We start from the raw sequence: 25050 nt of genomic DNA, 5'->3' as shown, positions 1-25050 counted from the left end.
TCCTGAAATGGTGATTCTGTCGTATGTGGTATCTAGTGTCATACATACCATAATCCTCATCCTGTGGTGTCCACAAGCAGGCGGTTGCCACCGCCCGCGAACGACCGTGGCCGGGCCCTGCGACAACAAGCATCTTGGCGGTCCGGTTCATCCAGGTATCAATCGGAAGAAGGTCGATCGCCATGGCTCTCGTCCCGAATGCACGTTGCGCGTCCGCAGCCACACGTCTCGCGTTCCATCGCCTCGCCGTGGTGGTATGCGGCTTGGGGGCGGCGCTCTCTGTTCGCGGATCGCCAGCGGCTGGTCAGGACGCGCCCGCCGCGCTGACGGAGGCGGACTACGAGCGGGCGGAAGGGCGGCTCGGGAACCACACGAACCCGCTCGTGCTCGGGGCTTCCGTCCTCCCCGTGTGGCTGGACAACGGACGGTTCTGGTATCGGAACCGGTTCGAGGGTGGCAACGAGTACGTCATTGTCGATCCGGCCGCGGGGACGCGGGAGCGCGCCTTCGACCACGCGCGCATGGCCGCCGTTCTCACCGCGGCGAGCGGCGCGGAGTACACCGCCTTCGCGCTCCCGTTCGGAGATCTCGCCCTGGAGGCCGGGTCGGTCCGCTTCGAGGTCGAGGTCGAAGGAGAGACCTACGCCTGTGGGCTCGACCCCGACCGCTGCGAGGCGGTCCCGTCGCCCGAGGCCAGGCCGGCCGGCCGCTTCGACATCGTGTCGCCCGATGGGACGAAGGCGGCCTTCATCCGCGACCACAACCTGTGGCTCCGCGACCTGACGACCGGGGAGACGACGCAGCTCACCGAGGACGGGGTCGAGGACTTCGGCTACGCGACGAACAACGCGGGGTGGGTGAAGAGCGACCGTCCCGTGCTCAAGTGGTCTCCGGACTCGCGCCGCATCGCCACCTTCCAGCACGACGGGCGCGGGGTGGGGATGATGTACATGGTCACGACGGAGGTCGGGCACCCCGAACTCGAGGCATGGCGCTACCCGCTCCCGGAGGACTCGGTCATCTTCCGGATCCACCGCGTGGTGATCGACACGGAGGCCCCGGAGGGGAGTCGCCTCGTCCGCCTCGACATGCCCCCCGACCAGCACCGCTCCACGGTGTGCGACCACGTGGCGTGCCGCGGGAGCTTCTCCGACGTGGAGTGGAGCGCCGACGGTTCGCGTCTCGTCTTCGTCTCGAGTTCACGCGACCACAAGCGGGCCCTGGTTCGCATCGCCGACGCGGCCACGGGCGAGGTGCGCGACCTGTTCGAGGAGGTCGTGGAGACGTTCTTCGAGTCGCACGCAAACTGGCGCTACCTCTCCGCTTCCGACGAGATCCTCTGGTACTCGCAGCGCGACGACTGGGGGCACCTCTATCTCTACGACGCGAACACCGGGGAACTGAAGCGGCAGGTGACGTCGGGCGCCTGGAATGTGGAACGCGTCCTCCGCGTCGACGAGGATGCGGGGGACATCCTCTTCATCGGGAACGGGCGTGAGCCGGGCGATCCGTACTTCGCGTATGTCTACCGCGCCCGGCTGGAGGGAGGCGACGCCGCGCTGCTCACGCCGGACAGCGCGAACCACGTGGCGTGGCTGGCGCCCGACGGGGAGACGTTCGTCGACCAGTACTCGACGCCCACGAGCCCGCCCGTGACGGTCGTCCGGGACATGGACGGCGAGCTTCTCCAGACCGTCCAACGGGCAGACATCTCACGCCTCGAGCGGACCGGCTGGCGGCCGCCCACCCCCTTCACGGTGAAGGCCCGCGACGGCGAAACCGATCTGTACGGATTGATGTTCCGTCCCTCGAACTTCGACCAGGCCGCGCAGTATCCCGTGATCAACTACCTGTATCCGGGGCCGCAGAGCGGGAGCGTGGGAAGCCGGAGCTTCCGCGCCGCGCACCGAGATCTGCAGTCGCTGGCCGAACTCGGGTTCGTGGTCATCGAACTCGACGCGATGGGCACACCGAGGCGCTCGAAGACGTTCCAGGACGCCTACTACGGGAACATGGGCGACAACGGGCTCCCGGATCAGATCGCCGGCATCCGTCAACTCGCCGAGCGCCACCCCTGGATCGACATCGGCCGGGTCGGGATCTACGGCCATTCCGGCGGCGGCTTCGCCTCCACCTCCGGGATCCTGCGCTACCCCGACTTCTACAAGGTCGCCGTCTCCCAGGCGGGGAACCACGACAACCGCAACTACGAGGACGACTGGGGAGAGAAGTACCAGGGGCTGCTCGAGACGTACGCCGACGGCGCCACGAACTACGACAACCAGGCGAACCAGCTCGTGGCCGAGAACCTCAAGGGCAAGCTCCTCATTGCGCACGGTACGATGGACACGAACGTCCCGCACTCGAACACGATGCTCGTCGTGGACGCCCTCATCGCCGCGAACAAGGACTTCGACCTGCTGCTCTTCCCGAACCGCGGCCACGGCTTCGGCAACGAGCCCTACATGATGCGCCGCCGCTGGGACTACTTCGTCCGCCACCTCCTCGGCGCCGAGCCGCCCGCAGAGTACGAATTCGGGCGTCTCCAGCCGCTGGTCCCGTAACGCCGACCGACCGTCTCAGGTCCGGCGGCCGCTCTCGGGTATCTCCCAGGGATGTGACCTAGCCGGACGCTCTCACGTCATCGGGATGACGGGAAGGCCTCCGGCTCCGGAGAAAACCGGGCTCGTGACTTCGGGAGGGCATGGATGAGACGCCTTGCAGCGCTGTTAATGGCCGTGACGGCAACGTTGGCCTGTGCGGCACAACCATTGATCATGACACGTCCGGCAAGTGTGCAAGCCGGTGGGCTCGACTGCGTGCGCACGACGGTGCAGCGTCTCGGATACATGATCACCGCCGGCGATCGTTCACTCGGCTTTGTGAGAGCGGAGCGCATGCGTACGCGCGAAGCCTTCCCGACGGGTCGTCTGTTCACAGATGTGCTCGTCGTGAACTACATCAGCGCAGGTACGGTGGACGACGGCGTGGACGACGTGATCCAGGTGAAGGCCGCGAGGGTTGGGGAGCATGAAGATATAGCGCCAGCCCGTGAAGCGATCTCCGACGCCGAGCGCTTGCTGGACCAATGCGGGAAGCTCTGAACCGCAGGCCCCCGGGTGCGTGAAAGGGAGCGGCCGACGCCGACATTGAGAGTCGCTGCCACGTTGGCCCTCCTGCTGGCCGCTTCCCTGCGGGGAACAGCTTCCACTCAGACACAAGATCCTTCCCGGGGATGACTTCTTCGCGGGGGGGGCGGGACTCGTCTTCATGGTCGATTCTGCTCAGGGTTCGCGCGGTCGGGTGCCCTACTATATACTTAGTTGATAGCGGTAGCCGTTGCATCGTAGCGCTTGTCGCCACGATGCCCGCACGAGCCGTAGGCAACCCGAGACGGCAGCGGAACGCCACGGACATCCGATGGCATGATACCCGATGCGCAGGAGGGTGAGGCCGTGACTCGGTCGACGTTTCGGAGGGGACGATGGACTCGCCTTGGGGTCCTGGGCAGCTTCCTGAGTCTGATGTGGGGCGTGTCAGCCAAGGCACTGAACGGGCAGGTTGAGTCCTGGAGTCTGGTCGATGAGATGCGATTGTCGGGATCGGACTCGTTGCCGTTCGGCAGGATCCTCTCGGTGGCCATCGGACCGGACCGATCCGCGTTCGTTACGGGGACAGGCGACGTGGCAGTCCACCTCTTGGGACCAGATGGAGACTACAGAGGAACAGTCGGCCGGGAGGGTGACGGGCCCGGCGAATTCCGGATAACACCATCGATCGGCATCCAGAACGACACCCTCTGGGCGATAGACGGCGCACAGCGGCTCGCACACTACTTCGACCTGGCAGGGCGTATCGTCGGTGCAAGGCGCGTCCCCGACGCCTCATCGGCGCGGGGTCTGGGGATGATGCCGATCGCGCTCCTGGTTGGTGGACGGTTCCTGTTGCTGGAATCCGCGGGGAGCACCCAAGTGGCCGAAGCGGAACCCGAGGGGCGGTTCGAGCGAGAGCTCGCGCTGCTCTTGGCGGAGACCGGCGGGGTCGTCGACGTTGTCGCACTGGATGCCTCAACCCTGTGGCTCCAATTCGAGCTACCCGGCGGGATCGTCGCCGCGACCCCGCAACCGTGGTCAACGATTGACCTGTTGGCGTTCTCACCGAACGGGGATGGGTTCGTCGTCGTCAGGGGTCGTGGGACGGAGCGTAGGGCAGGGCGCTACGTGCTCCAGTGGCTCGATACGGATGGCAGGACAAGGGGTGCCAGATCGGTTGAGTTCGTCGCGGCCGACCTGCAGAAGAGCGAAATCAAGTCGTTTCTTGATGGAGTGAGCGAAGGATTCGCCGCCAGGGCCAGGGGAGATTGAGTCCGTGAGAAGAACGATTGCGGACGCCTTGTATACGCCCGAGTACCTTCCAGGCGTCAGATCCGACGCCCGCAACTGGTTGGGCGGAGGGGTGCTGATGGCTGCCGACGGAACGACGTGGGTCGCGCAGCAGGACGCTGATGGAATGAGATGGCGCGTCTTTGATCCAATGACGCAGGAACTGGCCCACGTGGGTGCGCCGGAAGACTTGAGCTTACGCTACGTCGGCAGGAAATACGTGTGGGGTGTTCGCGAAGGCGAGTTCGGGACACCCGACCTCTACCGATACCGCATCTCGCGACGGTAAGCCCTGACCGGTCGCAAACTCTCCTTTTTTCACGAGTGTGAGCGTTGCCGCGGGAACGTCGTTCAGCCGGCCATCACTCCAGGCCGAGCCGCTTGGCGAGTTCATCGACGTCGATGAGTTCACCCTCACCACGTTCAACGGAGGCGATGGACTCGTGGAGGTGCCGCGCGTTGGCGGGTGAGCGGAGCACGTAGGCGGTCTCCATCCACGACGTGAGTTCGTCGGCCGCGACCAGGGCGACCGGTTCCTTGCCGCGCCGACGTATCAGAATCGGCTCACAATCGTCGACGACCTCATCCATCAGCGCCGCGAGGTTACGGCGTGCCCTGGAATAGCTGATCTCCCTCATCCGGTCCGACCTCATCTGCTCACGCGACCCCTCCCGCTGGGCGAGTTCCAGAACAATCTTGAAGGGACACGTACGCACAGGAGCGAGTGAGGGCCGGGGATCGGGGCGCGCGGAATACGGAGGAGTCCATGAACGCACGGCGATGGCCAGACGACCCGGCAAGCGCGCTTCATGTGAGGAACGTCGCCTTCCGGTCGTTGGCGTTCGTGGGGTTGGCCACGGCGCTCGTGAGCACGGCGTGCGCGGACGGTGGAGCCGACCGGCTGCCGCCCCCTAGCGATGAGTGGACGTACTACGGGGGACAGAACTCCTTCAACCGGTATTCCCCCCTCACGCAGATCGATCGCGAGCATGTGGCGGCGGTGCAGGTCCTGTGGCGGCGGCCGGCCGTCGATGCGGCGCTGACAGACGAGTTCCCGGACCTGAACGTCAACAGCTACCTGCGTGGGACGCCCGTCCTCATCGAGGGGACGCTCTACGCGCCCAATGGCGTCGGCCTCGTGGAAGCCTTCGATCCCGGGACGGGGGAGACGCGCTGGATCCAGCGGCCGGAGTCGGAAGACGCGACGGGGCGGAGCTTCCGCGGCGTGGCCTACTGGCGGGGCTCCGGCGCGGCCGGCGGGAGCGGTGACACCGGTGGCGATGGCGGAAACAGTGAATCCACCGGACGGATCATCTCGGTGCGGGGCCCCTCCATGTACGCGCTCGATGCTCAAACCGGAGAGCCCATCACGTCCTTCGGAGACGGGGGACGGGTGGATCTGCAGCTTCCCGCCGGCGGACGGTACGGCTGGAGTTCGGGGCCCATCGTGGTCGGCGACGTCATCGTCCTGGCGGGGACGGTGGACGGGGCGGGAGATGGGGGGACGGAGTGGCGGGGGAGCGTCCGGGAGGACATACGCGGCTTCGACGCCCGCACGGGCCGTCTCCGGTGGACGTTCCACGTGATTCCGGAGGAAGGGGAGTTCGGGGCGGATACCTGGGGCGACGGGTCGCTCGCGGAATCCGGCGACCTGGGCTCGTGGTGCTGCCTGAGCGCGGACGACGAACTCGGCTACGTCTACGTGCCGCTCTCGGCGCCGACCTCCGCCTACTACGGGGGGCACCGGCCCGGCGACAACCTGTTCTCGAACAGCCTCGTGGCGCTCGACGCGGCGACGGGCGAGCGGGTGTGGCACTTCCAGATGGTGCACCACGACATCTGGGAGTACGACACCGTGGGTCCGCCCGTGCTGGGCCGGATCCACGTCGACGGACGCCCGATCGACGCGGTGATGCAGGCGAGCAAGACGGCGTTCCTGTACGCCTTCGACCGCCGGACCGGGGAGCCGGTGTGGCCGATCGAGGAGGTGGAGGTGCCGCAGTCGACGGTGCCGGGCGAGGCGACCTCGCCGACGCAGCCGATTCCGAGCCGGCCGCCCGCCTTCGACCGCCAGGGGGTGACGCCCGAAGACCTGATCGACTTCACGCCGGAGATCCGCGAGCGGGTGCTGGCGCTTGCCGACTCGCTCATTATGGGTCCGCTGTTCACGCCGCCGAACCAGGACGGGACGGTGGAAGGGAAGATCGGGACCTATGTCATCCCCGGCGCGTGGGGGGCGGGTAACTGGAACACCGGCGCCTTCGACCCGGAAACGGGTGTCTACTACGCGGTGTCGCACACGCTCCCGAATGTGTGGAGCCTGTCGGAGATCTCCGAACCGGACGAGATGGAGTACGGCACGCAGGGAGGGTGGCCGCGGGCCGAGATCGAGGGCCTCCCGATCGTGAAACCGCCGTGGGGGCGGATCACGGCGATCGACATGAACCGGGGCGAACACCTTTGGATGGCGGCGAACGGCGACGGTCCCAACGACCATCCGCTCCTCGAGGACCTGGACCTTCCCCCGCTCGGGAACGCGAACCGGCCGGCGCCGCTCGTGACGGGGTCGCTGCTCTTCATCGGCGAGGGGAGCGATGCCGTGATCGGGACACCGAACACGCACTGGGGGACGACGTTCCGGGCCTACGACAAGGCGACGGGCGACGTGGTGTGGGAGACGGAACTCCCGTCGGGGACGACGGGCGGACCGATGACGTACCTGCACGAGGGGAAGCAGTACATCGTCGTCGCGGTCGGGGGCAGCGACCATCCGGCCGAATACGTCGCGCTGGGCCTGCCGTGAGCCCTCGCGGCGGCCGCGCCGCGGAGGCTGACGGGTGAACGGCCTCTGGTCTCGGGCGGCGGGGGTGGCCGCGCAGACGCCGGAGTCTCGCAACCGGTACGTGGACTTCCTCCGTGCCCTCTCGATCGGCGCGGTGGTGCTCGGGCACTGGATACAGGCGGCGCCGTACACGGGCGGCGGGGAAATCACGCTCTCGAACGCGCTCGAGTACCAGCCGTGGACGCGGTGGCTCACGTGGGTCTTCCAGGTGATGCCGATCTTCTTCCTCGTCGGCGGCTACTCGAACGGCGTGTCGTGGCGGTCGGCCAGCGACAAGGGGAAGAGTTACGCGGAATGGCTGGAGGCTCGGCTCCGCCGCCTCCTGGGTCCGGTCCTGGCGCTGCTCGCCGTGTGGGTGCTGCTCGGCGCCGGCATGGGACTGGGGGGCGTCGACGCCGGGCTCGTGGGCGGCCTGTCGCAAATGGCGCTGATCCCCACCTGGTTCCTCGCCGTCTACATCATGGTCGTGCTCCTCGTGCCTCTGACGTACGCGGCCTGGCGGCGCTACGGGCTCTGGTCGTTCTGGGCGCTCGTCGCCGCGGCGATCGTGGACGACGTCCTCTTCCTGGCCGCCGACCTCACCGTCGTGGGCTGGGCCAACTACGCCTTCATCTGGGTCGCCGTCCACCAGCTGGGCTACGCGTGGCGCGACGGATACACGGCGGGCCTGCGGAGGGGCGCGGCGTGGGCCGCCCTGGGCGGCGTGTCACTCGTCGGCCTGGTGATGTTCGGACCGTACCCGGTCAGCATGGTGAGCGTCCCGGGCGACGAGATCAGCAACTCGCTGCCCCCGAAACTGCCCATGCTGGCGCTGGCGCTCGTGCACACAGGGCTGCTGCTGTCGATCGAGGGTCCGATGCGGCGCTGGCTCGATCGCGCCGTGCCGTGGACGGCCACGGTGCTGGTGAACGGGATGATCATGACGATCTTCCTGTGGCACCTGACGGCCGCGACGCTGGTCATCGGGGTCGCGTTGCTGCTGGGGGACGTGGGTCTCGCCGTCGACCCTGCCACCGGACTCTGGTGGGCCCTTCGGCCCCTGTGGCTTGCCGTGTACGCGCTGGCGCTGGTTCCGTGCGTGCTCGCCTTCGGGCGCCTGGAGCGTAGCGGGCGCGGCGGGCGATCCCGTCCAGGCTGGCTGCTCGCGGGCGGCGCGGTCGTGGCCTGCGCCGGACTCGCACTCCTCGCCCTCGGCGGCATCGCGGCGGACGGCGCCGGGCCGCTCGGACTCCGGCTGTGGGTACTCGCGCTCCCCTTCGTCGGGGCGGCGCTGGCCGGCGTGAACCCGCTGGCGCGCGCCCGTCCGGGCTGAGCGGGGGCTGACCGACGATGACCCGGTGTCCCGCGAACGACGGACAACGACGGACATGCTGGACAATGATGGATGACGCTGGACGTAGCAGGTTTCCGCTGGAGGTGACGATGCGTGCCGGATTGCTCCCGTTCCTGATCTCAGGCCTGCTGGCCACCCCCGGGCTCGTCGCGGCCCAGACTCTCCCGGTGACCGTGGGCTCGGGGTTCGCGGCCTCCATCGCGCTCATGGGGGACGACGTGCTCGTCGCCCGCAACGGCGCGGAGATCCGGCTTCCCACCTACCCGGAGGCGGGTGCGGTGTACGTGCACCGGCAGGGCGGCGATGACGCGTGGGCCGTGGCCGAGACGCTAAGGCCCGGGGCGGGTGCGGTGGGCGACCAGTTCGGCACGGCTGTCGCCTGGGCCGGTGAGCGGCTCCTCGTCGGCGCCCCCGGGGCGGAGGAGAGGCGCGGTCGCGCCTACCTGTTCGAGCGGCGGGAAGGGACCTGGGTCGAGCGCGCCGCGCTGGATCCGGCCGCCGAGGCGCGCGCCGGCGCGGGGAGCGCGGTCGCGATGATGGCCGACGCCGCCTTCCTCGGAGCGCCGGGCGGGCTCGGCGACCTGCCGCGCTTCGGCCAGCCGGCGCCCGCGCAGCCAGGCGTCGTCTACGTCTACGCCGTCGAGCCGGACGGCGAAGTCACCCCGCAGGGCCGTCTCGGGAGCCCATCGCCCGAAGGGGCTGATCGCTTCGGGGCCGCCCTCGTCGCCGACGCCGACCTGCTCATCGTGGGCGCGCCCGGCAGCGATCGTGGCCGTGGCGCGGTGTACCGCTTCGAGCGCGATGGGGACGCCTGGCGGCCGGCCGGCTCGTTCGTGCTCGAGGGCCTGGACGCCGGGGCCCGCTTCGGCGCGTCCCTCGCCTTGGAGGGCAACACGCTTTTCGCGGGCGCGCCCGGCCAGGCGGGCGGGGGCGTCGTCGCAGCCTTCGACGTGAGCGAGCCCTCGGGATCCTCGCGACTCGTGAGCCCGCCCAACGTGTCCGGCGCTGCCGGCTTCGGCACCTCGCTGGCCGTCGCCGGCGGGCTGCTGTGGGTCGGGGCGCCCGGCACGGCCGGAGGGACCGGGGCGGCGTACGTCCTTGACGGGGTTTCGCTCGACCACCTCCAGTCCGTCGATGCGGCGCCGTTCGGTCCCGGTGCCGCCTTCGGATCCAGCCTCGGAGTCGGGCCGGACATGGCGGTGGTCGGCGCCGGTCAGGCCGACCTCAGGCTCGGAGCGGCCGCGGTCCTCGAACGCTCCGGCCCCGGCGGCCCATGGGAGTTGTCGTCCACGCTCCGCGATCCGGAACGGCCGAACATGACCGCCGTCACCGGCGAGACGGTGAGTTGTGACGACGGGACCGCCCTCGACTACGCGTGCACCGACGTGGATCTCGTCGCCTTCCTCCCGCTCGCCGAACTCGGCGCCGGCCCCACGTCGATCGCGAACGACATCTGGGGCTGGACCGATCCGCAGACCGGCCGCGAGTACGTCCTCCTCGGCAAGTCCAACGGCACCTCCTTCGTCGACATCACGGACCCCAACGCGCCGGTCTACGTGGGCGAACTCCCGCTCACCGAGGGCGGCGTCGAGAACCTGTGGCGCGACATCAAGACCTACGCCGACCACGCCTTCATCGTGGCGGACAACGCCGGCGCGCATGGCGTCCAGATCTTCGACCTCACGCAACTCAGGGACGTCCGCGATCCGCCCGTGATGTTCGAGGAGACGGCCGTGTACGACGGCGTGTTCAGCTCGCACAACATCGTGATCAACGAGGAGACCGGCTTCGCGCACGCCGTCGGCAGCAGCGGCGGCGGCGAGGCGTGCGGCGGCGGTCTGCACATGATCGACATCCGCGATCCGGCGAACCCCCGCTTCGCCGGCTGCTTCGCGGACCCCGACATCGGCGGCTTCCTCGGCGGCGGCTACACGCACGACGCCCAGTGCGTGATCTACGACGGACCCGACGAGGACTACGTCGGCCGGGAGATCTGCTTCCACGCGTCGATCGATGCGCTCGGGATCTCCGACATCACCGACAAGGAGAATCCCGTCGCGCTCGCGAGCGCCGGCTACCCCGGCGCCGTCGCCGCCCACCAGGGATGGCTCACCGAGGACCACCGCTACTTTTTCCTCGGCGACGAACTCGACGAGGAGGGGGGTACCGTCTCCAATACGCGGACGCTCGTGTGGGACGTGGTGGAACTCGACGACCCGGTGCTGGCGACCGAGTATTTCGCCGAGACGCGCTCGATCGACCACAACCAGTACGTGCGGGGCGACTTCCTCTACCAGTCGAACCTTCTGGGCGGCTTGAGGATCCTCGACATCCGGGACCCTGAAAACCCTGTCGAGGTGGCCTTCTTCGACACCGTCCCCACGGACGACGACGCGACGGCCTTCGGCGGCACGTGGAGCAACTATCCGTACTTCGAGAGCGGCGTGATCGCGATCTCGAGCTGGAACGAGGGCCTCTTCCTGCTCAGAAAGCGCGAACGCGTCCTCGTTCCGTAATGATGCCGTTACGTGGGCTGCGGTTTGACCGGCGGAGGAGCGCCGAATAGGTGTAGACTGGAAGCGGGCGTCTACCGGCAGCGAATCACCACGTCGGAGGATATCCAGGATGGAAGCACACAGTTCCGACGCGACCATCGCCATGGGCAGTCGCGTCGTCGAGCCTTCGGTCTCGAACGCGCTGCCGCACTTCGCTCCCCTCGCGATCTTCCCGCTCGTCGTCTGCGCCGCCGTGTACGGCGGCTGGTGGCTTGCGGGTCCGCTGGTCTTCTTCACGCTTGCGGACCGCTTCGACAGGTTGTTCGGCCTGGAAGAGCGGAACATGGATCCGGCCACGACCCACGAAAGCCAGCTGTTCCTGTACAAGCTCTCGCTCTGGCTGTGGGGCGTGTTCTGGCCGGTGACGTTCGTATTCTCGCTCTGGCAGGTGTTGGTCTCCGGTCATCTGGCCCTGTGGGAAGTCGGGTGCATGGCCGCCATTCTCACGCTCGTGGGCCAGACGGTCTTCATCGTGGGCCACGAACTGGTCCACCGGCGCGTTCTCTGGGAGCGTCGGCTCGGCGAGTTCCTGCTGGCTTCCTCGTCCTACCCGCACTACGCGACCGAACACGTCTACATCCATCATCCCCGCGTGTGTACGCCCTTGGACCCCGGGTCCGCGCCGAAGGGCGTTGGCTTCTGGCAGTACCTGCTCCCGGAGATCCGGAACAACCTCCTGGGCGCCTGGCGGTTCGAACTGCGCCGACTGAGGCGCCGCCATCTGCCGCCGTGGCACCACACGAATGCGTTCTGGCGCTACACCGTGCAAATCGTCTTCTGGTACGGCCTTCTCGTCTGGTGGGGCGGCCCCTGGGCCCTGCTGATCTACCTCATCCTGTGCGGCAGCGTCGTCTTCTCGATGAAGGTCAGCAACTACGTGCAGCACTATGGACTAAGACGCATCCGCATGCCCACGGGCAGGTACGAGCCGGTGAAACCGAGGCACGCCTGGAGCGCCGCATACAAGTTCACCAACTGGCTGTACTACAACATGCAGCGGCACGCGGACCATCACACGTCCAACCGGCGCTATCCGCTCCTGCAGCATCATGGCGAGGAAGTCTCGCCGCAGCTGCCGGGCAGCTACATCCAGATGAACTCTCTCGCCATGTTCCCGAAGCGGTGGTTCGAGACCATCCATCCGCTGCTCGATCGACAGCGCGCGCAGTTCTATCCCGAGATCGACGACTGGAGCGCCTACGACAGCCGGGCGTTCGCGGAGCGCCCGGACGCGTTCGATGCCATCACGGAGATCCATGCCTCCGCCCCGCGGCTGGCCGAGTGGATCAACCGCTCCCCGGCCCTGCTGGACAGGTTGCGGGATCGGGAATTCACGGATCTGGAGCTGCCGGACGGAATCGGGCCGGATCCCGAGTTCGAGGCCATCGCGCGCTGCGGGCTGGCGCGCCTTTACTGGACGCACGAACTGGACCTCCCCGAGATGAAGGCCCAGCTCGACGACATCCACGTGCAGGACGCCGGCGAGGCGGTCGAGGCGGCGCTGGAGTGGTCGAACGGAAAGGTCTTCCAGATCGCCGTGCACGTGATGCGTGGCAGCCTGTCGATCGCCGAGGCGGGCACGACGCTGTCTCGCGTCGCCCAAGCCTCCATCGCCACGGTGCTGGCCGCGGTGGAGGAGGACTTCGCCGACCGGGGTCGGCCGCGCGCCAGCGGCGGAGTGGCGGTCGTTGTTCCGGGGCTCCTGACGAACGGCGAGGCGATGCCGGGGGAGGTGCTCGATGTCCGGTTCGTGTACGAAGGCGGACCGGCCAAGTACCACGAGGCGCTGTGCCGCCGCTTCCGGAAGGCGCTCCGTGCGCTGTCGCGCAACAACCTGCTGCTCGCCCCCCTCCCGCGCGGCGCGCTGGACGAGTTCCATTCCTTCGACGCGTTCGCGGAAAACCTCCGGAACCCCGGTTCAGGCGCCGAGCTTCTGGCCCTCGCCCGGGCGCGCTGCGCGTTCGTGTCCGGCGACGCGGCGGTCGGGGAACGCGTCGAGCAGGCGCTGCGGGATGCGTTGGGCCAGGAAGCCGCCCGCGAGCTGTTGCTGGCCGAGTTGCGCGACGCCGGAGAGCGCGGCGTCGAACCGGATCTCACGTCGATTGCCGGGATGCGCGGCGGTCTTGGAGACATCGAGCGCGCCGCCCTATACCTACATGTGACTCCCAACGGTCATGCGCCGGAGCTGCCGGAATACGACGCGGGCGCCGCTTTCCGGGCGGCAAGCAGGCGCGGGTTGATCGCCGAGGGTGACGCCGAGCGGCTGGCGGCGGCGGCAGGACTGTGGCGGAATCTCGATGGCTCGCTACGGCTTATCGCCGCAGATGAGTTCGCGCCCGACACGGCGACTTCCACCGTGAAGGCCGCGATTGCCGAAGCCTGCGGGCTGGACGATTTCGATACGCTGCCCGCGACGATTCGCGATACAGCGTCCCGCACTGCCGCCCACATCGACGCGCTTTGCACATGACTTTACCGTCCCGCTCGCCGTGCCGGTGAAAGCCCATACCGAGATTCATAGCTAGCTAGCATGCGTCCCGGCGCCGGGCGCGGCCCGGTCACCTACATGGCGACGAACGACACCGCCGTGACCGCCGTCATGCTGGTTCTTCTGGCGGGCGGCCTGTACGCGGCCTTCGGTCTCGTGCAGGAAGTACTCCCCGACGCGTCGCTGGACCGCGTTCAGATCCTCGTGCCCTATCCGGGCGCCTCCCCGGAGGCGGTCGAGGAATCCATTCTTCGCCCGATCGAGGAGCAAATCCGGGGCGTGGGAGGACTGGAACGCGTGGTGGCGACCGCTTCCGCGGGGCTCGGACTGGTGATCGCGGAATTCGAGGTGGGCACGGACATGAGCCGCGCCGTCAACGAAACAAGGGCGATGGTGGACCGCATCCCCACGTTCCCGGCGTCCGCGGAGCGGCCTGAGGTGCGCGAGGTGACCAGCCGCCAGAGCGTGTTGCGACTGCTTGTATACGGCGACGTCCCGGAGCGCACGCTCAAGGAGCTGGCGTACAGGATCGAAGAGGGAATCTCCGCCCTTCCCGAAGTGTCGCTCGCCCGCACGAGCGGGACTCGCCCGTACGAAGTATCGATCGAGCTTCCCCAGTCGAGGCTTCGCTCGCTGGGTCTTACGCTGGAGGATGTCGCACAGGCGGTGCGACAGGGGTCGCTGGAGCTCTCGGCTGGCCGGGTATCGAGCCCGGAAGAGGAATTCTCCGTCCGCACGCTGGGACGCAACTACGACCAGGGCGACTTCGAGGACATCGTCGTGTTGAGCCAACCGGACGGGACGTTGGTCCGGCTGGGCGACATCGCCACGGTGCGGGACGGCTTCGCGGACACCGATCTCCGCGTTCGCTACAACGGCCGTCCCGCGGCCGGCGTGGACGTATACCGTACGTCCGACGAACATGTGCTCGAAATCGGCGAGGCGGTGCGGGCATGGGTGACCGAGGCTCTGCCAGGCCTGCCCGCGGGCGTGGACATCGCGACCTGGAGCGACGACTCCTCCCTGGTGGGCGGCCGACTCGGGCTGATGGTGAAGAACGGGCTGATGGGGCTCGTCCTGGTCTTCATCGCCCTGGCACTGTTCCTGGAGATCCGGCTCGCGCTATGGGTCGCCGTGGGTCTGGCCGTCTCGTACACGGGAACGTTCCTCGTGATGGGCTTCCTGGGCATGTCCATCAACATGTTCTCCCTGATGGGCCTCATCCTCGCCATGGGAATCGTCGTGGATGATGCGATTGTCGTGGGAGAAAGCGTCTACTCGGAGCGGGAGAAGGGCACCGGTGGGCTGGCCGCGGTTATACGTGGCACACGGCAGGTCAGCGGTCCCGTCGTCTTCTCGGTGCTCACGACGATCATCGCATTCTCGACCCTCATGACGGTTCCGGGCCCCCAGGGCAAACTGGCCCGAACCGTCCCCATCATCGTCATCACCGTCCTGCTCGTTTCGCTCTTCGAGTCGCTGCTGGTTCTGCCGAACCATCTCTCGCACCTGCCTGAACCCGGCCAACGGGCTGGCCACCGAACCGCTGAACTTCTGCACGGGATCCGCGAACGCGTTGACGGCCTGCTGAAGCGTCTGGCGGACGGGCCCCTGGACCGCGGGCTGCGTCTGGCCACGGAGCAGCCGCTTATCGTGCTCACGTCTGCCGCGGGGTTGGTCGTCCTCTCGGTGGGCCTCGTCGTCTCGGGCATCGTCCCGAGCCGGTTCGTCGTCCCGCTGGAGGGCGACGTCGTCTCCGCGGATCTGCAACTGGCCACCGGGACGCCGGGCGAGGTGACGAGCGCCGTGGCCGACCGCGTGGAGGCCGCCGGACACCGGGCCGTCGCGCGCATTGCGGCGGAGCGTGGGACGGCGGCGGACGCTCTGCCGCTCGATGTCGACGTCGCCGTCACATTGGGGCGGTCGGCCGAACTCTTCGATCCTCTGGCTGGCGACGGGTTTCGACCCCCTCGCAGTCATGTCGCAACGGTCCAGTTCAAGCTCATCGATTGGGAACGCCACGGCATCCCGGCTTCAGCCCTTGAACGGGCGTGGCGGGAGGAAATGGGCACGATCCACGAGGCGAAGGCGCTGTCGATAACGAGCAGCATCGCCGGCGGAGACCTTCCCGTCCACTACGACCTCTCCCATCCCGATGCGGACCGGCTGCGCTCGATCGCCGAGGACGTCGTCGCGGAACTCGGCGCCATCGATGGCGTCTTCGATGTGCGGAGCAATCTGGATGAGGGGTTCGAAGAACTGCGGCTACAGCTTGAGCCGGCTGGCCGATCGCTCCAGTTGACGGTCGGTGACTTCGCCGGCCAGGTACGAGGCGCGTTCTTCGGCGTCGAAGCGGTCAGGGTGCCTCGGGGTCGCGAGGACGTCCGCGTCTACGTCCGGCTCCCGGAAGACGAGCGAGACTCCGCCGCCGATGTGGAGGGGTACACGGTGCGGACGCCGGGCGGCGGTGAGGTGGCATTGGGACAGATCGCCTCGGCGCGTTTCGCGCGGCCGGCATCCGCGATCCACCGGCTCGACGGGCGGCGAGCGGTGACGATCACGGCGGACGTGGACGCAGTCAACGCGACGGGTCGACAGGTGGACGATCGCCTCGAGCGTGATTTCCTCGCACCTCTGGAAGCGCAGGATCCGGGCTTCAACTATGCTTTCGGGGGGCAGCGCAAGCAGCAGGACAATGTCAATGCCGCGCTGGCGAGATCGGGATTCTTCGCCCTGATTCTGATGTACGTTCTGCTGGCAATCCCGTTCGGATCGTGGCTTCAGCCGTTCATCGTGCTGGCCGTCATACCCCTGGGCGTGGTCGGCGCACTGGTGGGACACATGCTGCTGGGCCTCGATCTCAGCGTATGGTCGCAGCAGGGACTGGTCGGGGTGAGCGGAGTCGTCATCAACGACTCACTGATGATGGTCAAATTCATCAACGACTTCCGGAAGTCCGGCATGCCGCCGCGAGACGCTATCATCGCCGGCTCGAAGGTCCGGTTCCGAGCAATCGTTCTGACGTCGCTCACGACGTTTCTCGGCGTGGCCCCGCTGATGTTCGAGACGAGCGCCCACGCCCGCCATCTGGTTCCGGTGGCGACGTCCGTCGGTTTCGGCGTCCTCGTGGCCACCTTCCTTCTGCTGCTGGTTGTGCCGGCGCTCGAGACCATTCAGTACGGTGTCCGTGAACGGCTCGGCCGCGCGATGGCGCGAGTACGGGGAAGCTATCCCGGATGACGCGGTCGCCGGTCAGGCGATCTGGCGGCTCACGAGGTCCCGGAATGCGCCCGGGGAGGCAGCCAGCTCCGCGAAGGAGCCTTCCTGCACGATCCTGCCCTTCTCAAGCACGTATATGCGGTCGGCCTGACGCAGCGTGGAGATGCGGTGCGCCACCACGATCCGCGTCGATGTGAGGGTCGCCAGATTGGCCAGGACCCTGGCTTGCGTCTCGTTATCCAGCCAGTTCGTAGCTTCGTCGAGCATCAGAATGCGGGGGTTCCGGATCAGCGCGTGGGCGATCCGGATGCGCTGACTCTCGCCCCCTGACGTTACGGCGGCACCCGAGCCCACCGGCGTCAGCATGCCCATTGGCATGGCCGCGATCTCGCGATCAATGGCGGCAAGTTGTGCCGCCTCCCACGCATCCTCGGCGGTCGCCCCTTCGTGATCGCCCACGATGTTGTCCCATAGATCCTGCGGGTGGAGTCGGACCACCTGCGGCACGACGCCGATCTGCCGGCGCACCTCCTTGAGATCGAGTTGTTGAAGGTCTCGGCGATCGAAGTAAACCGATCCACCGGACGGCTGTTCCAGCCCGAGCGCGAGTCGCAGGAGGGTGCTCTTTCCGGCCCCGGACGCGCCGGCAATGGCGACGAACTCACCCTTATGGGCCTCGATCGATACTTCGTCGAGAATCAGCGGCCCGTTCGCTTCGCGCCGGAACGAGACGCGGTCGAACACGACTTCACCACCCAGTTCCCCCGGGGATTCCCCTGCGGCTCTCGTCTCGGGGGTCTCAGCGAGCAGAGGCCGGAGTTGATTCCACGCGGGCACAACGGCGGCCAGCGCGCTGAACGACTCGCCGAGGCGTACGACCACCCCCTGATAGAGCAGGAACAGAACGAAGACGGCGATGAAGTCGCCGGCCCCAACGGAGTCGAAGCCGGGTAACGTCACGATCAGGATCACCAGCGCCCCGGCCAGCAATGGCAGAGCGGCACTGAAGGCCCGCAGGTGCCTTTCCACCGCGCCGAGTTCCAACTCCGCACGCTTCTGCTCGCGGTAGCCCCGTGCCCAGGCCGCGAAGCCCGAGCCCTCGGCGCCGTCCACGCGCAGTTGGGGTAGGCCGTTGATGAGTTGGAACAGTCGGCTGGACAGACGGCGAACGGCCTTCAGCCGACGGTCGTGGGGGGCGATCTGCCGCAGTCCGAGCATCACGGTCGCGAACAGCGACAGCAGGCCGAATGCGGCCGTCATCCCTCCGAGCCGGGCATCGCGCGAGGTGATGAGCAGGAATGCGGGTGACAGGAACAGGATTGACAGCACTCCGTTGCCGATCACGCCCTGCGCGGCGTCGCGCGCATTCTGGAACGTCATGCCCCGCATCGCGAGGTCGCTGGCCGGATACCCCCTGAGGACGCTGGACGGCAACCGGAGCAACCGATCCCAGAACGCCGCCTCCATCCGGGAGCTGGCCCGGCCTTCGAGGCGCATCAGGGTCATGTTCTGGAGAACATGAAGCAGGGCGCGGACGAGGCCGAACGCGACCAGAGCCGCGCTGATGCCATACAGGAGTCCGACATCGCCGGCCGGGATCACCTCGTCCGCTGCGAAGCCGATGGCCACGGCCGGCAGCAACATGATGCCCCCCCCCAGCAGCCCGGTCACCACGAAGCGGGCCAAGTCGGCGCCCAGCCCCGTTCGGGCAATGCTCCATAGATCGCGCCACCCGGCGACTCGCGACTGCAGTGAGGGATAAAACACCCAGGCGTCCGGGCGCAGTGACGCGGCGCTCGCAGCCGTGATCCGCTGCTTGTGCCGACTGCGGGGATCGATTTCCCGGTAGTTTCCGAGTACGCCGGGCAACAGTGCCACGGGCCTTCCATCATCGGTCCGGAACGCCAGCATGGCGCCGCTGTCCCCGACCCACCAACGATCTTCCGCGGCGAGCCGCACCTTTCGGCCCCGCACCCCGGACGCGTGGAGAACCCTGACGAGCTGGGCATCCGGCGTGGATCGCTCCGTGGCCGGTGGATCGGGCAGACGCCGGAAGACGATTCCCGCGTGCTCGCCGATCACTCCCAGGACATCGTCGAGCCCCGAGTCCTCCGCTTCTTCGGTTCCTTCGTCACTGAGACCGTACAGGTCGAAGAGTCGGCGGCGGGCGTTTTCCTCGGCGCCCCGACGGCTGATGACGCGCGCCCGCGCCAGATTCGCCTGATCGACGACGGCCAGTTGGCGGTTGAGTCGCTCAAGCGAGAACGCAATCCGGTTAAAGGCGTCCAGGGCGGGCAGCAGCCGCCGGTGTTCGGCGAGTTCCGTGGAGGATGTCGTGGAGACGCCCACATCCTGCGTCAGTGTGAGCCAGGTGGCGGGCGTGAGCGGCAGCGCCCGCCCGGCGCCGTCGGGGTCCGTATCGCTCTCCACTGGGTCGATCAGACCCATGAACAGGCCTGCATCGCGAGGCAGCCCCGTGACCCACACGACTCCGCGGCGCGCCGCGAGTGTGCCGCTCTTCGTGCTGGTCGCTTCGCCGGATTCGAGGAGCGCATCCGCACGTGGATGGAGCGTGACGTCGCGAACCAGCATCGCCGAGATGTCCAGGAGCCAGGCGTCCACTTGCTCGGTCAGTTCTCCACCGCGAATCGCCCCGAGCCCGGAAGCGGGAAGCCGCCGTAGCACGGTGCCGGGCAGCCCCTTGGCGATGAGCCCCAACGAAGTGACGTCGTCCTGTGGCGCGACGCCGGGCAGGAGGCGTCCGGTGCCGGCGCGCAGCACGTGCTGCGCGCCGGCACCGGTCAACCCCCTCCTGACGCTCGACCAGGAACAGATCGACCGCACCGGATTCGATGAACCAGGCGAAGTCGGGGTCGCCAAGGTCGACGGGCAGATTGCCGGCGCAGGGTACCGCCGTGCCCGATTCGGCCGCGATCCGAGCGAGCATACGGTTCTCCGGTCCGCTCATCCGGCCAGCTCCGTCCGAACGAGGCGATGGTACACGCCGCTCGTTTCCGCCATCAGCCCATCGTGGGTGCCGCGCTGCACCGCCACGCCCTTGTCGACCACGATGATCTGGTCACAGTCGCGAATGGTGCTCAGCCGGTGCGCGACGATGAGGCAGCTGATGCCCCGCCGGCGCAGGGCATCGTCGACGTGCGCCTCTGTCGCGGCGTCCAGCGCGCTCGTCGCCTCGTCGAGAATCAGGACAGTCGGGTTCCCGACCAACGAGCGGGCGATTTCCAGGCGCTGCCGCTGTCCACCACTGAAATTGCCCCCGTCTTCGTCCACGGGAGTCGCATAGCCGCGGGGCCGGCTGAGAATATCGTCGTGGATGGCGGCGTCACGGGCAGCGGCGACCACGTCATCGTCGAGCACGGTGGGGTTCCATAGCGTGAGGTTGTCGCGCACGGTGGCGGAGAAGAGGACGATGCGCTGGTCCACCATCGAGAGTGAGCGCGACAGCACTTCGCCGGGAATCTCGTCGCGAGGCCGGCCATCGAACAGGATCTCCCCCGACCAGGGGTGCAGGATGCCCGCGACGAGGCGGGACAGCGTCGACTTTCCCGACCCGCTCGGGCCCACCACCGCGACGCGCTGCCCCGGCTTGAACACGAGGCTGAAATCCTTGATCAGCGGAGGACGATTTCGGTTGTAGCCGAATGTCACGCCGCGCAATTCCACATGTCCCGCCAGCCGCAGGCGCCCGTTGAGGGTGGCGATCGACCGCGATGTTTCCGCCCGGCGCGCCAAGCCCGGATCCACCGGCGTTTCCGTGATGTCGTCCAGGCGTTGCATATCGCTGAGAAGCGTCTGGCGCTCGTGGGCGAATTCGACGAAGCGCCCCACGGGTTCGAGGAACATGGTCGCCACGAGGTAGAACGCCAGCAGCGCGCCCAGCGTCAATTCGCCGGACATGACCTTCGTCGCGCCGAGGGCCAGCACCGCGGCACTCCCCAGTATCGTGAACAGATCGGGCGCCGCGGCCATGAGGTTGCCAAGTTCGGAAAATCGCTGGCGGACCTGCAGCTCGCGCGCTTGATGGCCGCTCCAGCGGGCGAACATGCGGTCTTCCGCCGCCGTCATGCGAAGGGCATCGGCCTGATTGAGCATGATCGTCCCGATGCCCATCATCAGGCCCTGTTCACGGCGAAGGGCGGAGGCCTCGTCGGACCGAACGCGCGCGATCGGGCGTAGGAGCAGCACGTTCAAGAACGCCAGGGCCAGCACGGCGAGTGCCAGCGGCAAGTCCAACGCCAGCATGACCGCCAGGAACACGACGCTCATGGCGACATCGACCAGCAGGCCGAGGACGCGTTCCGACAGGCCCTGCGCAACCCTGTCGATCGACAGGATGCGTGCGGTCAGATCGCCGACCAGCCGGTGACTGAAGTAGTCCACCGGGAGGCGCAGCAACTGCGAGACGGAACGGTTGCCGGCCACGATGGAAATGCGGATCGCCAGTCGCCACAGGAACCGCTGCTTCAGCCAAGTGACGCCATACACCAGGAGGGCGGCTCCCGCCAGCGCCCCGGCCACCAGGCGTCCCCAGGTCTCGCCATCGCCCAACACACGGTCGACGAACAGGCCGGCGGCGAAGGGCGCCGTCAAGGCCAATACGGCCAGCATCAGCCCGCAAACGACGGCCCACGCCAGCCCGCCCCAAGCTCCGCTCAACCAGAGCGGGAGGCGTCGCAGCAGGCCGGATGGAGTACCTCCGGGCTCGAACGCGGGACCAGGACGGAATTTCAGCGTCACGCCCGTGAACCCCGCATCGAACTCCTCCGGGGAGAGCCTGCGGTAGCCCGAGGCGGGATCGTTGAGGTAGAACCACTTGCGGTCGAACCCTTCCAGAACCACGAAGTGGTTGAATTCCCAGAAGAGGACCATGGGCAGCGGCATCCCCCTGAGCCGGTCCACCTGCACGCTCCAGCCCGAGCACTCCAGGCCATAATGCTCGGCGGCCCGCTTGAGACCGGCGGCGGTGGATCCGTCCCGCCCGACTTCACATGTGCCGCGCAATTCCGTCAAAGGCACCCATCGCCCGAAGTGGGCCAGCACGCTGCCGAGGCAGGCCGCGCCGCACTCGGTCGCGTGGGTCTGGAGAACGAGGGGGGTGATGACCCGTCGCCTTCGCTCGCCGAGCGGGGTCTGGCCACGTCGCGATGTTCCCCGCGAGCCGCGCGGCACCATTCAGTTCGATCCGAAGCCGAGTAGCGAGGCGAGTGAGTATCGTCCGCGGAAGATCCGAATGCGGCACGGTGTCCCGTCCGGAAGGGTCAGGTCGAACTCCGGTGGGAGGTCGATATCGACCCATCGCGCGGAGTCTTCCGCCGCCGCCGGCAACTCGGAGGCCCGGGCCCGCGCCGGGCCGGCGGCACTGATCCTTCCTTCCAGCCGACGTGTCGAGCCATCGGGCAACTGCACTTCAACCGACGCACGCATGCCGGGGCGCAGGTGCCGGGCCACGCGGGGGGCGGCGAGCACCGTCGCCTGCGGGTGGCGATCCCCGGCAGCCTGTAGCTGCGCGACGGCGGCCCCGCCCTGAAGCTGTTCCCCTGGAGAGGCCTGCAGGACCACGATCATGCCTCCCGCCTCGCTGACGATGAGGGCCCGGGCGGCGTGTTGAGCCTCCGCCCGCAGCAGTGCCGCACGGGCCACGGCCAGCTGAGCGGCGGTCTTCCCGGTACCCCCACGGCGCTGCTCGACCTCCAGTTCCAGCCGTTCCACGCTGTCCCGGAGGGCGGCGGTTGCGCGTGCCAGCGCGGGGACGGTCTGGCGAGCGATCGCCGATCCGGGCTCGACGTGGTCTCCGGGTTCGACGAAGTACTCCACGAAGTATCCGGGCTCCTCGGCAGTGAGTTCGTAGCGCTGCCCCGGCACGACCAGGACCCCGTCAAGCGCGATCTCACGTGCGATGGTTCCAAAAAGCGCCCAGACGGTGACGCCGGCGAGGATCAATCCGACCGCGGCCAGCGCGATGCGTTCGTGGGGGGCCGTGACGCGGAGGAGACGGTCGAGTTGCTGCCGGTTCGCGCTCGCGGCAATCGCTCGTTCGCGAAACGGGTTATTGAACATGAATCGCGGCCCTTCCTGTTGCGTGACGGCGGGCGCGTGACCCGACCGCCTGTGCCCGTCGGGACCGGCTGGCTTCGGGTCGCCTGGTTCAGGGGTGCAAATGTAAGCAGAGTGTGTTAAATTGACAGCTGCTACCCCGGCTCGGCCGCGCGGGGTGTCACGGCCGAGGATCTCCCATCGAGGTTGCGCAGGAAATTGTGAACCTCCTGGTGTCCGCGCAGGCGGTAGGTGAGACATGCCCAGCACGGACCGCCCTCCGCCGGCCGAAAGACCGGTCCGAACAGGGGCTGAACGCCGCTCGGCTTGACGAGCATCCAGGGTGTGCCGGACTCGAGGTGGCGCCGATTGACGGCGTCGTGCCCTTCGTCCAGGTAGTCGCCGCACACAATGACGGACAGGGCGGGGCGAACGGTATCCGTCCGAATGCCCAGTGTGTCAAGCCGGGTGGCGAGCAGGTCGGTGTCGCCGGTGACGGCTATCGTGGCGGCCCCCAGGCGCTGCTCCGCCCAGCGTGGCGAGGCGCCGAGCGAGGACCAGTACGCCGCTCGTCCCGGACCCATGGCGTAGTCGCCCGACACGATGTACCCGCGGGACGCCAGCGACACGATGGCCGTCTCCACCTCGAGTGCCGAATGTGCGGGGGCCAGAACGGCAGCGATGTCCCGGGGCGTGCGGCGCCCATCAAGGAGAGGCAGGAGATCGCAATGAACCTGCCCGCGCAGCAGCGTGTTGAAGATCTCGGAAACCAGGAGCACTTGCTGGTCGCCGATCAACCGGAACTCCAGGTGCGGCGCGAGCAGCGGCCGCTCGATGAGGCCGCGGTCGTCGGGAGTGGATGTGATTAATGCCATGCTTGCGCTAAGGTCCCGTGTGATCAAGCGCCCTGGCCTGAGGCCGCCGGATCGTCTCCGAACGGCATGCCGCCTGTGAGGAATACCTGGTTCGGATCGAACTCCCGCTTCCACCGGCTGCCCGGTTCGAGCATCTCGCCATAGTGTTGCGCCCATCGTCCGGGGCCATATCCGACCCGGCCCGACAGATAGCTCTTCCCCCCGAGTCCGACAAGCGTTCGGTCGGCTTCCTCGAGATGGTCCGCCAGCGCCGTCGCCTGCTCGCGCTGAAACGCCCCCAGCACCGAAAGAACCGAGTACAGGATCGCCCGTCCCCCGCGCGGACGCATGAACAGGGGGGCATCGACCGCCTCCCCCCCGATCGGGTACAGCCCGATCCAGTGCCAGGGTTTGCGGGGTATCAGGTCCGAGTCCAGCCACGGCTGGGCAAGCAGCGTCGGCAGGGTCTCCCAGGGCATGATCCAGTCGCGCCAAGGGTGATGATTCAGCCAGCTGAACCCCCATGAAGGGAACATCGCCGCGCGCCCGACACTCGCCGTATCCCGTGTGTAGGTGTTCTCGTCGTACCCCAGCCCCTCGAGCACCGCCGCGTCGTCGGGCTCCCGGTCATACTCGATCCCGGCGTAGAGGACGATCTCGCTCTCGTCGGGCCGAAACTCCGCCCGCAGGTGGTCGAAGCGGTCGGCCTCGAGGATCTGCTCGAGGTCGTTCGCGAACTGCTCGAAGTCGCGGTAGTGGAGTTCGTACTGCCGGAACCGATCCTCCGACGGGCGGAGCCGGATCCACGCCTCGGTGATGATGCCGAACTGTCCCTGGCCACCTCTCACGGCATCGAAGAGCTCCGCGTTCCGGCTGGGCGAGCACCGGACCCGCTCGCCGGTGCCGGTCACCACATCGAGCTGTTCGACCTGTCCAACCTGCGCCCCGTAGCGATGCGACGTGGTGCCAACGCCTCCGACGGAGAGCGTTCCACCCACGGTCACCTCGCCGATGTCCGCCAGCACCCGCGGCAGCCGCCGCGTGCCGCGCAGCGCGTCCACGACCTTGCCCCACTGCGCTCCGCCCTGTGCGCGCACCAACTCCGGTCCCGCCGGCTGGACTCGATCCAGACGTGTAGTGTCGACTACTATACCTGAGTCCGTCAGGCTTTGTCCGCTCTGGGAGTGACCGCCTCCACGGGTAACCAGCCGGATTCCGTCGCTCGATGCACGGCGCACGAGGCTTGCCAACTCCCCTGCACTCGTCGGCTTCGCCACCCCTTCCGGCACTCGCTTCGCCATCCTTCCGAAGTCGTATGAGTAG

The 25050-nt window shown here is 67.8% G+C and carries 15 protein-coding genes; 9 read left to right on the top strand and 6 right to left on the bottom strand.

Annotated features, from left to right (window positions below; all coding sequences use genetic code 11):
* Positions 1–182: 182 nt before the first annotated feature.
* From ACOOGH_RS10725 to ACOOGH_RS10710, 4 genes are all read left to right on the top strand, one after another.
* Positions 183–2564 carry a DPP IV N-terminal domain-containing protein gene (locus ACOOGH_RS10725; RefSeq protein WP_420448905.1) on the top strand — a complete coding sequence of 794 codons (2382 nt, stop codon included), beginning with the start codon at positions 183–185 and terminating at the stop codon, positions 2562–2564.
* A 144-nt stretch (positions 2565–2708) separates the two neighbouring features.
* The gene (locus ACOOGH_RS10720) at positions 2709–3104 is read left to right on the top strand and encodes a hypothetical protein (protein ID WP_420448904.1); all 396 of its coding nucleotides are present in this window, start codon (positions 2709–2711) and stop codon (positions 3102–3104) included.
* 429 nt (positions 3105–3533) lie between these two features.
* Positions 3534–4364: a hypothetical protein gene (locus tag ACOOGH_RS10715; protein ID WP_420448903.1), complete on the top strand. Its 831-nt coding sequence runs from the start codon at positions 3534–3536 to the stop codon at positions 4362–4364.
* Positions 4365–4368: 4 nt separating this feature from the next.
* Complete coding sequence (locus tag ACOOGH_RS10710; RefSeq protein ID WP_420448902.1) at positions 4369–4671, top strand: hypothetical protein; 303 nt, start codon at positions 4369–4371, stop codon at positions 4669–4671.
* Between the two features lie 73 nt (positions 4672–4744).
* Here the strand turns inward: ACOOGH_RS10710 and ACOOGH_RS10705 are convergent, their stop codons facing one another.
* Entirely contained in the window at positions 4745–5020 is a 276-nt protein-coding gene (locus ACOOGH_RS10705) for a type II toxin-antitoxin system Phd/YefM family antitoxin (protein WP_420448901.1), read from the bottom strand.
* Positions 5021–5148: 128 nt separating this feature from the next.
* On the opposite strand from ACOOGH_RS10705, the gene ACOOGH_RS10700 reads away from it, so the two are divergent.
* The 5 genes from ACOOGH_RS10700 to ACOOGH_RS10680 all read left to right on the top strand — a co-directional run bounded on the left by ACOOGH_RS10700 (position 5149) and on the right by ACOOGH_RS10680 (position 16840).
* Positions 5149–7185, top strand: a complete 2037-nt coding sequence (locus ACOOGH_RS10700) for a pyrroloquinoline quinone-dependent dehydrogenase (RefSeq protein ID WP_420448900.1) — start codon at positions 5149–5151, stop codon at positions 7183–7185.
* Positions 7186–7219: 34 nt separating this feature from the next.
* Positions 7220–8536 carry an acyltransferase family protein gene (locus ACOOGH_RS10695; RefSeq protein ID WP_420448899.1) on the top strand — a complete coding sequence of 439 codons (1317 nt, stop codon included), beginning with the start codon at positions 7220–7222 and terminating at the stop codon, positions 8534–8536.
* Between the two features lie 110 nt (positions 8537–8646).
* Entirely contained in the window at positions 8647–11073 is a 2427-nt protein-coding gene (locus ACOOGH_RS10690; RefSeq protein WP_420448898.1) for a choice-of-anchor B family protein, read from the top strand.
* 109 nt (positions 11074–11182) lie between these two features.
* A complete protein-coding gene (locus tag ACOOGH_RS10685; RefSeq protein ID WP_420447516.1) occupies positions 11183–13582 on the top strand; it encodes a fatty acid desaturase in 2400 nt (799 codons plus the stop codon).
* A gap of 60 nt (positions 13583–13642) precedes the next feature.
* Positions 13643–16840, top strand: a complete 3198-nt coding sequence (locus tag ACOOGH_RS10680; protein WP_420448897.1) for an efflux RND transporter permease subunit — start codon at positions 13643–13645, stop codon at positions 16838–16840.
* Between the two features lie 12 nt (positions 16841–16852).
* Here ACOOGH_RS10680 and ACOOGH_RS10675 read toward each other — a convergent pair whose 3' ends face one another.
* The 5 genes from ACOOGH_RS10675 to ACOOGH_RS10655 form a co-directional block, all read right to left on the bottom strand.
* A complete protein-coding gene (locus tag ACOOGH_RS10675) occupies positions 16853–19624 on the bottom strand; it encodes an ATP-binding cassette domain-containing protein (RefSeq protein WP_420448896.1) in 2772 nt (923 codons plus the stop codon).
* 159 nt (positions 19625–19783) lie between these two features.
* On the bottom strand, positions 19784–22012 hold the full coding sequence (locus tag ACOOGH_RS10670; RefSeq protein WP_420448895.1) for a cysteine peptidase family C39 domain-containing protein: 2229 nt from the start codon (positions 22010–22012) through the stop codon (positions 19784–19786).
* Complete coding sequence (locus tag ACOOGH_RS10665; RefSeq protein WP_420448894.1) at positions 22013–22897, bottom strand: HlyD family efflux transporter periplasmic adaptor subunit; 885 nt, start codon at positions 22895–22897, stop codon at positions 22013–22015.
* A 131-nt stretch (positions 22898–23028) separates the two neighbouring features.
* Positions 23029–23748: a TOMM precursor leader peptide-binding protein gene (locus ACOOGH_RS10660; protein WP_420448893.1), complete on the bottom strand. Its 720-nt coding sequence runs from the start codon at positions 23746–23748 to the stop codon at positions 23029–23031.
* A 23-nt stretch (positions 23749–23771) separates the two neighbouring features.
* A complete protein-coding gene (locus tag ACOOGH_RS10655) occupies positions 23772–25028 on the bottom strand; it encodes an FAD-binding protein (RefSeq protein WP_420448892.1) in 1257 nt (418 codons plus the stop codon).
* Positions 25029–25050: the final 22 nt, after the last annotated feature.

Origin of the sequence: Candidatus Palauibacter sp., from assembly GCF_965213655.1 — a bacterium.
In the GTDB taxonomy this organism is placed as follows: domain Bacteria; phylum Gemmatimonadota; class Gemmatimonadetes; order Palauibacterales; family Palauibacteraceae; genus Palauibacter.
This window is presented reverse-complemented; position numbering and strand designations above follow the sequence as displayed.